The organism is Achromobacter sp. DH1f, from assembly GCF_000633435.1.
GTDB classification, from domain to species: domain Bacteria; phylum Pseudomonadota; class Gammaproteobacteria; order Burkholderiales; family Burkholderiaceae_B; genus Achromobacter; species Achromobacter deleyi.
This window is the reverse complement of record NZ_AYMF01000033.1, coordinates 126,882-141,548: the sequence shown is the minus strand read 5'-3', so window position 1 is coordinate 141,548 and position 14,667 is coordinate 126,882. Positions and strand designations below refer to the sequence as shown.

General features: G+C 66.5%; 15 protein-coding genes. 6 read left to right on the top strand and 9 right to left on the bottom strand.

The genetic code is table 11. The features are described from left to right. Positions 1-31: 31 nt before the first annotated feature. Entirely contained in the window at positions 32-1,009 is a 978-nt protein-coding gene (gene ispH, locus U858_RS0126865; protein WP_025140215.1) for a 4-hydroxy-3-methylbut-2-enyl diphosphate reductase, read from the bottom strand. Next, a complete protein-coding gene (locus tag U858_RS0126860) occupies positions 1,009-1,485 on the bottom strand; it encodes a peptidylprolyl isomerase (RefSeq protein ID WP_025140214.1) in 477 nt (158 codons plus the stop codon). Before U858_RS0126860 ends, ispH begins: the two co-directional genes overlap by 1 nt. 51 nt (positions 1,486-1,536) lie before the next feature. Between U858_RS0126860 and radC the strand changes: the two genes are divergently transcribed. The 6 genes from radC (at position 1,537) to U858_RS0126830 (ending at position 7,758) form a co-directional block, all read left to right on the top strand. Next, the gene (gene radC, locus U858_RS0126855; protein WP_025140213.1) at positions 1,537-2,214 is read left to right on the top strand and encodes a DNA repair protein RadC; all 678 of its coding nucleotides are present in this window, start codon (positions 1,537-1,539) and stop codon (positions 2,212-2,214) included. A 104-nt stretch (positions 2,215-2,318) separates the two neighbouring features. After that, positions 2,319-2,948 carry an arylformamidase gene (gene kynB, locus U858_RS0126850; RefSeq protein ID WP_025140212.1) on the top strand — a complete coding sequence of 210 codons (630 nt, stop codon included), beginning with the start codon at positions 2,319-2,321 and terminating at the stop codon, positions 2,946-2,948. A 216-nt stretch (positions 2,949-3,164) separates the two neighbouring features. Then, positions 3,165-4,013, top strand: a complete 849-nt coding sequence (gene kynA, locus U858_RS0126845) for a tryptophan 2,3-dioxygenase (RefSeq protein WP_025140211.1) — start codon at positions 3,165-3,167, stop codon at positions 4,011-4,013. A gap of 226 nt (positions 4,014-4,239) precedes the next feature. Continuing rightward, a complete protein-coding gene (locus tag U858_RS0126840; protein ID WP_025140210.1) occupies positions 4,240-4,506 on the top strand; it encodes a type B 50S ribosomal protein L31 in 267 nt (88 codons plus the stop codon). A gap of 124 nt (positions 4,507-4,630) precedes the next feature. Next, the gene (locus tag U858_RS0126835; protein WP_025140209.1) at positions 4,631-6,361 is read left to right on the top strand and encodes a glycosyltransferase family 39 protein; all 1,731 of its coding nucleotides are present in this window, start codon (positions 4,631-4,633) and stop codon (positions 6,359-6,361) included. Next, the gene (locus tag U858_RS0126830; protein ID WP_025140208.1) at positions 6,358-7,758 is read left to right on the top strand and encodes an MATE family efflux transporter; all 1,401 of its coding nucleotides are present in this window, start codon (positions 6,358-6,360) and stop codon (positions 7,756-7,758) included. The genes U858_RS0126835 and U858_RS0126830 overlap by 4 nt, the downstream gene beginning before the upstream one ends. Positions 7,759-7,854: 96 nt before the next feature. On the opposite strand, the gene paaK is transcribed toward U858_RS0126830, so the two are convergent. The 7 genes from paaK to paaC all read right to left on the bottom strand — a co-directional run bounded on the left by paaK (position 7,855) and on the right by paaC (position 14,653). Beyond that, positions 7,855-9,171 (bottom strand): phenylacetate--CoA ligase PaaK, encoded by a 1,317-nt coding sequence (gene paaK, locus U858_RS0126825; protein WP_025140207.1) that lies wholly within the window; start codon positions 9,169-9,171, stop codon positions 7,855-7,857. Between the two features lie 102 nt (positions 9,172-9,273). Further along, the gene (gene paaI / locus U858_RS0126820; protein WP_025140206.1) at positions 9,274-9,744 is read right to left on the bottom strand and encodes a hydroxyphenylacetyl-CoA thioesterase PaaI; all 471 of its coding nucleotides are present in this window, start codon (positions 9,742-9,744) and stop codon (positions 9,274-9,276) included. After that, positions 9,744-10,532, bottom strand: coding sequence for a 2-(1,2-epoxy-1,2-dihydrophenyl)acetyl-CoA isomerase PaaG (gene paaG, locus U858_RS0126815; RefSeq protein WP_025140205.1), 789 nt, complete (start codon positions 10,530-10,532; stop codon positions 9,744-9,746). The genes paaI and paaG overlap by 1 nt, the downstream gene beginning before the upstream one ends. A gap of 15 nt (positions 10,533-10,547) precedes the next feature. After that, positions 10,548-12,212: a phenylacetic acid degradation protein PaaN gene (paaN, locus tag U858_RS0126810; protein ID WP_025140204.1), complete on the bottom strand. Its 1,665-nt coding sequence runs from the start codon at positions 12,210-12,212 to the stop codon at positions 10,548-10,550. Positions 12,213-12,284: 72 nt separating this feature from the next. Further along, positions 12,285-13,373 carry a 1,2-phenylacetyl-CoA epoxidase subunit PaaE gene (gene paaE, locus U858_RS0126805; protein ID WP_025140203.1) on the bottom strand — a complete coding sequence of 363 codons (1,089 nt, stop codon included), beginning with the start codon at positions 13,371-13,373 and terminating at the stop codon, positions 12,285-12,287. 12 nt (positions 13,374-13,385) lie between these two features. After that, the gene (gene paaD / locus U858_RS0126800; RefSeq protein WP_025140202.1) at positions 13,386-13,892 is read right to left on the bottom strand and encodes a 1,2-phenylacetyl-CoA epoxidase subunit PaaD; all 507 of its coding nucleotides are present in this window, start codon (positions 13,890-13,892) and stop codon (positions 13,386-13,388) included. Beyond that, entirely contained in the window at positions 13,889-14,653 is a 765-nt protein-coding gene (gene paaC / locus U858_RS0126795) for a 1,2-phenylacetyl-CoA epoxidase subunit PaaC (protein ID WP_025140201.1), read from the bottom strand. Before paaC ends, paaD begins: the two co-directional genes overlap by 4 nt. Between the last annotated feature and the right edge of the window lie 14 nt (positions 14,654-14,667).

The window sequence follows — 14,667 nt, the reverse complement described above, 5'->3', positions numbered from 1 at the left end:
CTTATCGAGGGGGCGCCGGAACGCCTGGCGCCTATTCCAGCGATTCGGTCTGCGCGACCTTGCGCGACAGGCCCTTGGGCAGCGGAAACGCCACGTTTTCTTCCAGGCCCGGCATGGTGCGTACCGACACCGCGCCCAATTCCTTGACGCGGGCAATCACCTGCTGCACCAGGATCTCCGGCGCCGAGGCCCCGGCAGTGACGCCGATGCGCTTGCGCCCGACCAGCCAGGCCGGATCGATGGATTGCGCGCCGTCGATCAGGTACGACGCCACGCCCATGCGGTCGGCGACCTCACGCAGGCGATTGGAATTGGAGCTGTTGGGGCTGCCCACCACCAGCACCAGGTCACACTCGGGCGACAGCACCTTGACCGCGTCCTGGCGGTTCTGGGTGGCATAGCAGATGTCGCTTTTCTTGGGCTCGACGATGCTGGGAAAGCGCGCCTTGAGCGCCTTGGAGACAGCCGCGGCGTCGTCCACCGACAGCGTGGTCTGCGTGACGTAGGCCAGGTTGTCGGGATTGGTGACTTCCAGGCCGGCCACGTCTTCGACGGTCTCGACCAGGTACATGCCGCCCTGGGCCTGGCCCAGCGTGCCCTCGACTTCCGGATGGCCCTTGTGGCCGATCATGATGATCTCGCGGCCGGCCGCGCGCATGCGGGCGACCTCGATATGGACCTTGGTGACCAGCGGGCAGGTGGCATCGAACACTTGCAAGCCGCGGGCGTCGGCCTCGGCGCGGACCGCCTTGGACACGCCATGGGCCGAGAAGACGACGATCGCGCCCGCGGGCGCATCTTCGAGTTCGTCGATGAAGATGGCGCCCTTGGCGCGCAGGTCTTCGACCACGTAGCGGTTGTGCACGATTTCGTGGCGCACGTAGATCGGCGCGCCGTGAAGTTCGAGCGCGCGCTCGACGATGTCGATGGCGCGATCGACGCCGGCACAGAAGCCGCGCGGCTGCGCCAGCAGGACTTCGGCGTCGGCGGCGGTGACGACCTGGCTCATCAGAGAACTCCCAACAGCGCCACGTCGACTCGCAACCGGACGCCCGCAAGCGGGTGATTGAAATCGAACAGCGCCGATTCCTCGTTGATTTCCTTGAGCACGCCCGAATAGCGCCCGCCGTTGGGCGCGGCGAATTCGACCAGGTCACCCGGCTCGAAGGTGGCGTCGGCGCCGGCATGTTCGGCCAGCATCTTGCGCGTGACGCGCTGGATCAGTTCGGGGTTGCGGTCGCCGTAGGCGTCAGCCGGTTCGATGGTGACGCTGAAGCGGTCGCCCTCGGCCTTGCCCAGCAAGGCGGTTTCCAGGCCCGGCGCCCATTGGCCGCTACCCATCTGCAGCGTGGCCGGACGGCCGTCGAAGGTGTCGGTGAACACCGAATCCTGGCCCGGCCCGGAGGCCAGCGTAATGCGGTAGTGCAGCGTCAGGTAGGAGTCCGGACGGACCAAAACGTTCACTTCATTAGAGGCGATGCTCACGATCTGCCACCGTGTTTAAACAGTAAGTAAACCCTGATTTTAGAGCCTCTTATGAAATTGTCTGTGCGGGTGTCCAAACAAGAGCGTCCCCGAGAGCGTCTGCTGCGTCACGGGGCCGCCGCGTTACAAAATGCCGAGCTGCTCGCCATCGGCCTGCGCACCGGGGTGCCGGGCCTGAACGTGCTGGACCTGTCGGGCCGGCTGCTCGAACGCTTTTCCGGGCTGCGCGGGCTGTTGGGGGCCACGCCGGAAGAATTGCTGGCCGTGCCCGGCCTGGGCACCGCCAAGGCCTGCTCCCTGGCAGCGGTGCTGGAACTGGCCAAACGCGCCGTCGAAGAAGAACTCACCCGTGACAGCACGCTGGACCACCCTGCCCGGGTGAAACAATATTGCAAGGTCACGCTGGCACACCGCCGCGTCGAACACTGCATCGCCCTCTACCTGGATAGCCAGTTGCGGCTGATCGCCAGCGGCGAACTGGCGCGCGGCACGCTGTCGCAGGCATCCGTCTACCCCCGCGAGGTCGTGCGCGAGGCGCTGCGGCACCACGCGGCGGCCCTGATCGTGGCGCACAACCATCCATCGGGCCTGGCCGAACCCAGCGCGGCCGACCAGGCCTTCACCCGGCACCTGAAGCAGGCGTTGGCGCTGGTGGACGTTTCGCTGGTGGACCACCTGATCGTCGCGGGCGACGAAGTGGCATCCATGGCGGAACTGGGCCGCTTGTGACGGCGCCCCCAGGGGGCTGCGTCCCGACCGGGATTTCGTTAGACTACGGCCCGAGATTGTTTTAGGCTTAACCTAATTTCCGCTTTCGCGATCCAGCGACTTCCATGAAACGCCTGTGGGACATTTCCCCGCCCGTCTCCACGGCTTCGCCCGTGTTTCCGGGCGACACGCCGTACCGCCAGCAATGGAAGTGGTCGCTCGCGCCCGGCTGTCCGGTCAACGTCAGCGAAATCACGCTGTCGCCGCACGTGGGCGCGCATGCCGATGCGCCGCTGCATTACCAGAACGGCGCCGCCGCCATCGGCACGGTGTCGCTCGAGCCTTTCCTGGGCCCTTGCCGCGTCATCCACGCGATCGACTGCGGCTCGCTCATCACCCCCGAACATCTGCTGCACGCGGCGGCCAACCTGCCCCCGCGCATCCTGGTGCGCACGGCCAAGCACGCCGCCCAGGAATGGTGGACCGACGACTTCTCGGCCTACGCGCCCCAAACCATCGAATGGCTGGCCGAACGCGGCGTCATGCTGATCGGGTTGGACACCCCCAGCATCGACCCCGCGTCCAGCAAGACCCTGGACAGCCATCACACCATCTTGCGCCACGACATGCGGGTTCTCGAGAACCTGGTGCTCGATGACGTACCGGAAGGCGATTACGAACTGATCGCCCTGCCGCTGGCTCTGGTCCAGGCTGACGCCAGCCCGGTGCGCGCCGTCTTGCGCGAACTGGGCTGAAACACCGGCCGTCGGGCAGGCCGGGCGCAACCAGCATTGCGGCGCGGCAAGCGCGCCCGTGCCTTGCGCCAGCCGCCCGCTTTGTGAAAGAAGCACGACCATGACACACCTATCCGATCCGCGCATGGCGCTTGCCTGCGCCTGCCTGCCGTTCTGCGGCTGGCGCAGCCTGCCCGCGTCCGCCCGCCGCGCCGCCCCGCCCTGCGGAGGCCAAGCATGAGCCGCCCCGAACGCCCCGAAGACATCGTCCGCGAAGAAAAGGCGCAGCTGGACTTCGCGCGCGACATGACCTACGGCGACTACCTGCACCTGGATGCGCTGCTGGGCGCCCAGCACCCACTGTCGCCCGAGCACAATGAAATGCTGTTCATCGTGCAGCACCAGACCAGCGAGCTCTGGATGAAGCTGATGCTGCACGAGCTGCGCGCGGCCATCGCCAACGTGGCCGCGGACCGCCTGCAGCCCGCCTTCAAGATGCTAGCCCGCGTCAGCAAGATCATGGAACAGCTGGTGCACGCCTGGGACGTGCTGGCGACCATGACCCCGCCCGAGTATTCCGCCCTGCGCCCCTACCTGGCGCGATCCAGCGGCTTTCAGAGCTACCAGTACCGCCAGATCGAATTCCTGCTGGGCAACAAGAACGCGGCCATGCTCAAGCCACACGCGCATCGCGAAGACCTGCTTGCCCAGGTGCGCCAGGCCTACGAAGCGCCGTCGCTGTATGACGAATCGCTGCGCCTGCTGGCCCGCCATGGCGTCTCGGTGCCGGCCGACCACCTGGAGCGCGACTGGACCCAGCCCTACCAGGCGTCGGACGGCGTCGAGCAGGCCTGGCTGACGGTCTACCGCGACACGGACCGCTACTGGGACCTGTACCAACTGGGCGAAAAGCTGACCGACCTGGAAGACGCCTTCCGCCTGTGGCGTTTCCGCCACGTCACCACGGTCGAACGCGTCATCGGCTTCAAGCGCGGCACCGGCGGCACCTCGGGCGTGGACTACCTGCGGCGCATGCTGGAAGTGGTGCTGTTCCCCGAGATCTGGAAGCTGCGCACGGAACTCTGATCGCCGGTGGTCCTGTCCCCATATAGAGGAGCCCGGGCGGCGCTGCGCAGCGCCGCCCGTAACCCCTGGCCGATCCAGCCGATCCCATGCTAGAATTCGCAGTTACTTTTCGGATACGTGGCAAGAACAGCGGCAGTCCATTGTGGCAACCCCAGTGGCACCCCGCGCGATCCTGCTGGCGACCCTAACTTTTGAACGGCTCTTGTCTGAGCCCTAGGAAAGCACCATGAAAGAAGGCATTCACCCCGAATACCGCGAAGTCGTCTTCGCCGACCTGCAAACGGGCAACAAGTTCATCACCCGTTCGACGGTCCACACGCGCGAATCCATCGAACTCGATGGCAAGACGTACCCGCTCTTCAAGTGCGACGTGACCTCCGAATCGCACCCGTTCTACACGGGCGCCCAGACGCGTATCGTCGAAACCGGCCGCGTGGAAAAGTTCCGCGCCCGTTTCGCCCGTACGGCCGGCACGGTCAAGTCCGCTTCCTGATCCTGTCGCTCCTACGGGAGTCACAGCAAAAAGGCAGCCTTCGGGCTGCTTTTTTTTCCCCGGGCCCTGCTCATCGTCACACCAGGGGCTGGCGCTTCCCGATCACTCGGTTACATTAACGCCCGTGTCCCCACTTTCTATTTCCACTCCGGCCCGGCTCACGTCGGTTGCCACCGCAAAGCTGCCCAGGCTGATTCTGCTTGGGCTGGCACTGGCCTATATCGTGGCGGGCCTGTTCATGCGCGACCCGTGGAAAACGGATGACGCGGTCGGCCTGGCCACGATGATCACCGCCATTCGCGAAGGCGGCATCACCTGGCTGCTGCCGCAAGTGGGGCACCTGGCCCATGCCGAGGAAGGCCCGCTGATCACCTGGGTGGGCGCGGTATCGATCTGGTTGTTCGGCCCGTTCATCGGCGACATCACCGCCGGCCGTCTGCCGAACCTGCTGTGGTTCGGCATTACCGCCATGAGCGTCTGGTACGGCACCTACCTGCTGGGCCGCCGCAGCGAAGCCCAGCCGTTGGCCCTGCCGTTTGGCGGCGAACCCGAACCACGCGACTACGGCCGCATGCTGGCCGACGCCGCGCTGCTGCTGCTGCTGGCGACCGTCGGCATCCTGCAGCGCACCCATGAAACCACCGTCGTGCCGGCCATCATGGCGTGCCAGGCCCTGGCGTTCTATTCCATGGCGCGCACGGTGGATCGCCCGATCTCCGGCGCCACCACGCTGGGGATCGCGGTCGCGGCCAGTTTCCTCACCCGAGGCTGGATCGGCGCCTTGCCGGTCATGGTCGCCGCCCTGCTCGCCTTCTATCCGCGTGGCCCCTTGTGGAAGCACAAGCGTTGGCTGCCCTGGGCCGCGCTGGTCGCCGCCGCGCTGATCCTGGCCTGGTGGATACCGGCAAGCCATAGCAGCGAATACTGGATCCGCAACTGGAAGAGCTGGAACCTGTCGTCGTTCGCGGTGCCCCCGTGGCGCGACGTGGGCCGCACCCTGCGCGATCTGCCGTGGTACCTGTGGCCCACCTGGCCACTGGCGCTCGTGGCCATCTGGCGCTGGCGCGCCTGGATCTACGCCCCGCATATCTGGCTGCCGCTGATGCTGCTGATCTGCGCGGCGCTGGTGCTGTTCGGGCTGGACGAAGCCAGCGATTCCGAATACGTGCTGATGGCCGTGCCGTGCGCGGTGCTGGGCGCATTCTCGCTGCCGACCCTGCGGCGCGGCGTGGTCAATACGCTGGACTGGTTTGCGGTGATGTGTTTTTCGCTCACGGCCGCCACCGCCTGGCTGGGCTGGATTGCCCTGCACTTCCAATGGCCTGCCCAGATTTCGCGCAACATCGGCCGCCAGACGACCGGCTACGAGCCGGTGATTTCCTGGGGCGCGTTTGCCCTGGCGGTCGTGTTCACCCTCAGCTGGATCGCGCTAGTGGTCTGGCGCCTGCGGGTCAAGCCGCAAGCCCTGTGGCGCGGCACCGTGCTGTCGGCCGGCGGCCTGACCGTGACCTGGATCCTGCTGGTGCTGCTGTGGCAGCCCGCGGTCGACTACGCCCGCAGCTATCGCACGGTATCGGGAGAGCTCGCCCAGGCCGTGGCGCAGAACACCCGTCCTGGCGAATGCGTGCGCGGACTCAGCCTGGGCAGCGGCCAGCGTGCGTCGTTCCTGATTTTCAATAACCTGACGTTCACCTTCGACTCCAAGTGCACGCTGGTGCTGCAGCAGACCACCAACCAGAGCCTGCGCGACAACACCGCCGCTTATAGCGACAGCGCGGACGTGCTGTGGCAGGGCGGACGTCGCGCCGACCGCCAGGAGGTGTTCCGCCTGCTGCGCGTCGGCCCCAACCGATGACCCCTTCCCTCGCGGCGCCGATCTCTTTCGGTGCCACCCTGCGCGGCATCGCCAAACAGGCCTGGCCGGTGCTGATCAGCCAATGGGCCGGCATCTCGTTCGGCGTGCTGGACACCGCCATGACCGGCCACGCCAGCGCCACCGACCTGGCGGCGATGGCGCTGTCCGCCTCTATCTACATCACCATTTTCGTGGGCCTGATGGGCGTCGTACACGCGCTCATTCCCATCCTGGCGCAGCACTTCGGCGCGGGCAACAACCTGGAAGTCGGCCGCAGCTGGGGCCAGGGCGTCTGGCTGGCGCTGGGCCTGTCGGTGGTGGGCGCCATCCTGATGCTGTTCCCGGACCTGTGGCTGTCCATGTCGGGCAATGTCGACCCCGCCGTGCGCGACCGCATCGCGTCGTACCTGCGCGCACTGGTGCTGGCGCTGCCCGCCGCCCTGGTGTTTCGCACCATCTACGCGCTGGGCACATCGGTGTCGCGGCCCAAGCTGGTCATGGCGATCAACCTGACCGCCATCGGCTTCAAGGCCTTCTTCAATTGGCTGTTCATCTACGGCAACCTGGGCCTGCCCGCCATGGGCGCCACTGGCGCCGGGCTGGCCACCGCGCTCGTCTCGTGGATGAGCCTGGGGCTGGGCCTGTGGGTCGTCACCCACGACCGCTACTACCGCCGCTTCCACTTGCACGTGGGCCGACCCGACTGGAAATCGCTCAAGGAACTGCTGCGCCTGGGCATCCCGATGGGCGGTTCGTACCTGGTGGAAGTGTCCGCTTTCACCTTCATGGCGCTGCTGGTCGCTCGAGAAGGCACGTACGTCACCGGCGGCCACCAGATCATGTCGAACCTGGCGGCGCTGTGCTACATGATGCCGATGGCGCTGGGCGTGGCCACCGCCGCGCTGACGGCGCAGGCGATCGGCGCCGGCAACCTGGCGCACGCGCATCGTACCGGCATGGCCGGCCTGGTATTGGGGCTGATGGGTGCGCTATTGACCGCCGTGGTGCTGCTGGCGGGCCGGCCGCTGATCCTGGCCGCCTACACGGGCGATCCCCAGGTCGCCGCGGTCGCCACCACGCTGCTGGCGGTGCTGCCGTTGTTTCACCTGTTCGACTCGATGCAATGCATCAACTCGTACTTGCTGCGAGCCTACAAAGTGGCCGTGGTGCCGCTGCTGCTGCAGACGGTGGCCCTGGCCGGGGTGGGCCTGGTCGGCGGCTGGTGGTTTGGCTTCGGCCCGGGACGCGGCGGCCTGGACGGGCTGCGCAACGTCCTGGTACCGGGATCACCGCAAGGCGCCGGCAGCATGTGGCTGATGGCGATGGTGGGGTTGGCGCTGTCCGCGGCGCTGCTGCACTTCTGGTACCGGCACATCGTGCGCACCGTCGCGAAATAGGCAGGACCCGCCAGAAAAAAAGGCAGCCGATGGCTGCCTTTTTCCATTGCGCATCAGCGCCGCTGTGCCGCCTGTGCGCGGGGCGCTGCGCCCGCCTCAGCCCTTGGGCCGCTTGTCGATCACGCGGCGGGCCTTGCCCGTCAAGGTGCGTTCGACGTGGCCCGATTCCGACACCTGGATGCGGGCGCTGACGCCGATGTGCGTCTTGACCGCATGCTGCAATTGCTTGCCCAGGGCGGCGCGTTCCGCATCCGACAGGGTCGAGAATTCGGCGCGCACTTCGGTCAGGATCTCGAGCTCGTCCATATTGCCCGAGCGTGACAGCACCAGTTGGTAGTGCGGGGCCAGTTGCGCGATCTTCAGGACCAGTTCTTCGACCTGCGTCGGGAACATGTTCACGCCGCGCACGATCAGCATGTCGTCGCTGCGGCCGGTGATCTTGCCGATGCGGCGCATGCTGCGCGCGGTGGGCGGCAACAGGCGCGTCAGGTCGCGGGTGCGGTAGCGGATGATCGGCATCGCTTCCTTGGTCAGCGACGTGAACACCAGTTCGCCCGGCTCGCCGTCCGCGACGGGCTCGCCCGTGTCCGGATTGATGATCTCGGCGTAGAAATGGTCTTCCCAGACGACCGGGCCGTCCTTGGTCTCGACGCACTCGCTGGCCACGCCGGGGCCCATCACTTCGGACAGGCCGTAGATGTCGACGGCGTCGATGCCGGCTTCGGCTTCGATGTCGGCGCGCATCTGGCCGGTCCAGGGCTCGGCGCCGAAGATGCCGATGCGCAGCGAACTTTGACGCGGATCAATGCCCTGGCGACGCTGTTCTTCGAGAATATTGCAGAAATAGGAGGGCGTGACCATGATGATGTCCGGACGGAAATCGTTGATCAGCTGCACCTGCTTTTCAGTCTGTCCACCCGACATCGGGATGACCGTACATCCCAGCCGCTCGGCGCCGTAATGCGCGCCCAGGCCGCCCGTGAACAGGCCGTAGCCGTAGGCCACGTGCACCGTGTCGCCGGGCTTGCCGCCGGCCGCACGGATCGAGCGCGCCACCAGGTTGGCCCAGTTGTCCAGGTCACTCTTGGTGTAGCCGACCACCGTGGGCTTGCCGGTCGTGCCGCTGGACGCGTGGATGCGCGAGATGCGCTCGCGCGGCACGGCGAACATGCCAAACGGATAGTTCTCGCGCAGTTCTTTCTTGGTGGTGAACGGGAACTTGGCAATGTCGGACAGCTGCTTCAGGTCGTCCGGATGCACGCCGGCCTCGTCGAAGGCCGTCTTGTAGTGCGGCACATTGTCGTAGGCATGCTTGACCGACCACTTCAGGCGTTGCAGCTGCAGCGCCCGCAGCTCGTCCTGGCTGGCATGCTCGATGGGGTCCAGCCCCGGCTTGCTCATGGTGTTGGACATGGTTATCTCTCTCCTGGAATTCTCTTTACGCCGGTCCGGGCGACGCGGATTCGCTCCGCGCGCGCCTCGTCCGGCGGCCTTGTCTTGGGGGGATGGGCGGGTTCAGCCTTCAGCCGGCGTGCCGACGATCTGCCCCTTGATCCGGTACGAACGGCCGCGGAACAACGCCACGTTGCGGCCATCCTGGTTGGTCACGGTGACGTCGTAGACGCCGGTGCGGCCGGCCAGCGAACGCTCTTGCGCCACCGCCGTCAGCAGGTCGCCTTCGAAGCCGGGCGCCAGGTAGTCGATGGTGCAGCCCGAGGCCACGGTGCTGACGTTGCGCGAATTGCAGGAAAAGGCAAAGGCGCTGTCGGCCAGGGCGAAGATGAAACCGCCGTGGCAGGTCTTGTGGCCGTTGAGCATGTCGGGACGCACCCGCATGGTCAGGCGGGCGTAGCCCGGTGCCATTTCCTCGACCTTCATGTCCAGGCCTTGCGACGCAGCGTCGCCGGCATACATCACCGTGCCCACGGCCTGCGCCAGTTCCTGGGGATCGGCCGGCGCCTCGACGGGCGGAACGTGCGTGCTCATCATTGCCCTTTGAACTGCGGTTCGCGTTTGCCCAGGAAGGCCGCCACGCCTTCGGCGTAATCGGCGCTGCGGCCCAGTTCGCGCATCATGTCGCGTTCCAGGTCCAGCTGGGTCGCCAGGTCGTTGCCCAGGCTGGCCTGCAAGGCCCGCTTGGTGAAGGCCAGGCCCTTGGTCGGGGCGCGCGAGAAATGCTGCGCCAGTTGATCGAGCGTGGCGTCGAATGCGTCGTCGGCCACGCATTGCCAGATCAGGCCCCAGGCTTCGGCCTGGCGCGCGCTGAGCTTGTCGCCCAGCATTGCCAGCCCCATCGCGCGGGCACGTCCCACCAGGCGCGGCAAAACGAACGTGCCGCCCGTGTCGGGGATCAGGCCCAGCTTGCAGAACGACTGGATGAAGTTGGCCGATTCCTTGGCGATGACGATGTCGCCCGCGAATGCCAGGTTGGCGCCCGCCCCCGCCGCCACGCCGTTGACCCCCACCACCACGGGCAAGGGCAAGGCGTTCAGGCGGCGCACCAACGGGCCGTAGAACTTGTCGACGGTCTCGCCCAGGTCGGGCGGCGTGCCGTCCGGCGCGGGCTTGCGCTCGCTCAGGTCCTGGCCGGCGCAAAAGCCACGGCCGGCGCCGGTCAGCACCAGCACGCGCGCGCCTTCCGTTTCGACGCGCGTCAGGGCGTGGGCGACTTCGCCGTGCATGTTGGCGGTGAAGCTGTTGAGCTTGTCCGGGCGGTTCAGCGTCAGGCGCGCAATGCCGTTGGCAAGTTCGAACTGGATGTCTTGATAGTTCATGTCCGGGTCCGCCGCTTAGATGTGACGGCGGGTCTGCACCACGCGGAAGCGGTTCGACACGAAGGCCGTGTCGGACAGCGCCGCATTGGCGGCCGGGTTGGCGCCGGTGCCGTGGAAATCGCTGAAGGCGGCCGTCTGGTTGACGAAGACCGCGCCCGTCAGGTTCAACGACAGCGACACGCCGGATTCTTCGGCGGCGTCCTGCACCTGTTCAGCCACCTCGTTGTTGGTGGTGTAGGCCGACAGCGACAAGGCGCCGTGCTGGATCACGCTGTCGCGCGCCAGCTGGATGCTGTGCGCGGTGGAATCCGTGGCCACCACGAAGGCGATCGGGCCGAACCATTCCTGGCTGATGGCCGCGTTACCGGCTTCGGTGCGCAACACCAGCGGCGTGCGCACGCGGGCATTCTCGAACTGCGGGTGTACCAGCGTGCGGCTGTCGGCCACCACGGGCATGCCCAGCGCACGGGCCTTTTCGATGCGTTCCACGATGCCTTCGTTCTGGATCGCACCGGTCAGTTCCACAGCCTTGGCGGCGTCGGCGCCCAGCTTGTCGACCGCGGCGCCCAGGGCGGCGGCGACCTCATCGAAGCTGACCCGGCCTTCGGGCGTCTGGATGCCGTCGCGCGGCACGTAGATGTTCTGCGGCGCCGTGCACATCTGGCCCGAATACAGGGCCAGCGAGAACGCCAGGTTGCGCGCCACGCCCTTCAGGTCGGCGGCGGAGTCGATGATGACCTGGTTGACGCCGGCCTTCTCGGTGTAGACCAGCGCCTGGCGGGCGTTGTTCTCGAGCCAGTCGCCGTTGGCGGTGCTGCCGGTGAAGTCGATGATCTTGACGGCCGGGTCCAGTGCCAGTTGACGGGCGGTGTCTTCGTCGGCGGCATGCGCGGCCAGTTGCACCACGTCGGGATCGAAACCAGCTTCCTGCAGCACTTCGCGCGCCACCTTCACGGTGAGCGCCAGCGGCAGGATCGCGCCCGGGTGCGGCTTGACGATGACGGTGTTGCCGGTGGCCAGGCTGGCGAACAGGCCGGGGTAGCCGTTCCAGGTCGGGAAGGTCGAGCAGCCGATCACCAGGGCCACGCCGCGCGGCACCACGGTGAAGTGCTTTTCCATGCGGATCGGGTCGTTCTTGCCCTGCGGCTTTTCCCAGATGGCCACGCCGGGAATGCGCGACATTTCCTGCCAGGCATACGCCACGGCTTCAAAGCCGCGATCCTGCGCGTGCGGGCCGCCGGCCTGGAAGGCCATCATGAAGCCCTGGCCGGTGGTGTGCTGCACCGCGTAGGCCATCTCGAAGCTGAGCTTGTTCAGGCGGGCCAGGATCTCGAGCGACACGCCCACCCAGGCCTGCGGGCCGGCACGGCGCCAATCGGCCAGCGCACGCTTGGCGGCGGAAACCAGCTTGGGGGCCGGCACGTGGGGATAGGTGATGCCCAGGTCGAAACCATAGGGGGACTTTTCGCTGCCCACGGTGCCGTCGGCATCGTGCTGCGTCAGCGGAAACGGCTTGCCCTGCAACGCTTCGAAGGCGGCGCGGCCGTCATCGTTGGCGGTTTCGCCGTAGTTGCGGGGGCTGGGGGATTCGGCAAACGGGCTCCAGTAGCCGCGCAGCGAGGCGGCGGCCAGGGCCTGTTCCAGCAGGGCTTGATGGCGTTCGAAGAATTTCTGGGACACTGCGTCTCTCCAAATATTGAATATTCTCTGCCCGGCCAGACCGGCCGGAACCGATGACTTGTCTCGCGGCGGTCAGGTTTCCTGGTCGAAATCGATGACCAGGCGGTCGCTGACCGGAAAGCTCTGGCAGCTCAGGATGAAACCCCGGGCCACCTCGTAATCTTCGAGGGCGAAGTTGGCATCCATGTCGACTTCGCCTTCCACCACCTTGCAGCGGCAGGTGGAACACACCCCGCCCTTGCACGAATACGGCAGCTCGATGCCTTGCGCCAGCGCCGAATCCAGCACGCTGTCCTTGTTCTTGTCGATGACGAACTTGCGGCTGTGGCCGTCCTGCACCACGGTCACCTCGCATTGCCCCTTGCCGGGGGCCTGGCGGGCTTCCTGCCCGGTGCGCAGCGCCCGCGGGCCCTTGGGCGCGCCGAACAGTTCGAACTTGATGTTCGTCTTCGGGATACCGCGAGCCTGTAGACGTTCGACCACGCTTTCGGTCATGGTCTGCGGACCGCACACAAAAGCGTAATCGATATCCTCGGGGCTCATCCAGGCCGACATCAGCTGGTCGACCTTGTCGCCATCCAGGCGGCCGTTGAACAGTTCGATGTCCTGGGTTTCGCGGCTCATCACATAGACCAGCGAGAACCGTTCCATGTACAGGTTCTTCAGGTCTTCGATTTCTTCGCGGAACAGCACGGCCGACGACGCGCGGTTGCCGAAGAACAGCGTGAACTTGCTGTCGGGCTCGGTCGACAGCGCGGTCTTGACCAGCGAGAACACCGGCGTGATGCCGCTGCCCACCGCGAAGGCCACGTAGTGGCGCGCGTTCTCGGGCGAAAAGTCGATGGTGAAATTGCCCGCCGGCGCCATCACTTCCAGTGTCTGGCCCGGTTGCAGTTCATGATTAGCCCAGCTGGAAAACGCGCCTTCGTCGACCTTCTTGATGGCCACGCGCAAGAGCTTGTCGCGCGGCGCCGAACAGATCGAATACGAGCGGCGCAGTTCTTCGCCGTTCAACTGCGTGCGCAGCGTCAGGTATTGCCCGGGCAGGAAGGCGAATTCATCGGCCAGCGTGTCGGGCAGGTCAAAGGTGACGACCACCGCGTCGCGCGTGTTGCGCGCCACCGAGGCCACCTTCAGGGAATGGAATTGGTTCAGGCTCATGGGAAACCACGCTCAGTGAGTCTTGAAATAATCGAAGGGCTCGCGGCAGGCGACGCAGCGATACAGCGCCTTGCACGACGTCGAGCCGAAATTGCTGACCAGGCGCGTATCGCGCGAACCGCAGCGCGGGCACTCGATGGCCGGGCCGGCGGCGCGCCGGCTGATGCCCGAGATATCGATGGCCTGCTGCGCGGGCGCGGCGATGCCGTAGCCCTTGAGCGCGGCGCGCCCTTTTTCGCTCATCCAGTCGGTGGTCCAGGCAGGCGACAGGCGGGTCTGCACGTGGACTTCGCCAATGCCATGGCGCGCCAGGACCTGGCGGATGTCTTCGGTGATCTCGCGCATCGCGGGGCAGCCTGAATAGGTAGGCGTGATGACGACCACACAGGCCTGCCCGTCCCAGGACACCTCGCGCACCACGCCCAGGTCGACCACCGACAGCACGGGGATCTCCGGATCGGGGACCTCCTGCAGCCAGGCGTAGACCTGGTCGATGGACACGGGCGCCAACGCGTTCACCAGGTGGCTCCCGGATAGGCGCGCGGCAGGAACTGCATCTCGGCCAGCACGTAGCCCAGCTCCTCGGTGTGCTTGCCTTGCCGGCCGCCGCGATACGCCAGGTGGTCCGCGGCCGCGGCATCGGGCACCGTCAGGGTGGCTTCCTGCAGCACTTCGCGCACATGCTGGTCCCAGGGGCCGCGCAGGGCGGCCAGTTCACAGCCGATGCCGCGCGCGGCCATGTCCTGGTCGATCGCATCGTCGGCGAACAATTCGCCGGTGAAGCGCCAGGCGTCATCGATGGCCGCCTGCATACGCGCATGGCTGACCTCGGTGCCGTCGCCCAGGCGCACCACCATGTCGGACGAGCGCCGCACGTGGTAGGTAACCTCTTTGATCGACTTGGCGGCAATGGCGGCCACGCGCTCGTCGGACGATTCGGCCAGGCGCTGCAGCAGGAAGTAATGCCACACGTCGAACAGGAACTGGCGCGCCATGGTGTCGGCGTAGTTGCCGTTGGGCCGTTCGACCAGCAGCGGGTTGTGGAACTGGTGGGCGTCGCGCAGGTAGGCCAGCGCGTCTTCGTCGCGGCCGGCGCCTTCGACTTCGCCGGCCAGCGTCAGCCACATGCGGGCCTGGCCCAGCAGGTCCAGCGCGGTATTGGTCAGCGCCAGGTCTTCTTCCAGGATGGGGCCGTGCCCGGTCCAGGCGCCCAGGCGCTGCGACAAAATCAGCGAGCTGTCGCCCAGGCGCAGCAGGTATTCAAAGAAAGTCTTGTCCATGTCTCCCCCGCCGT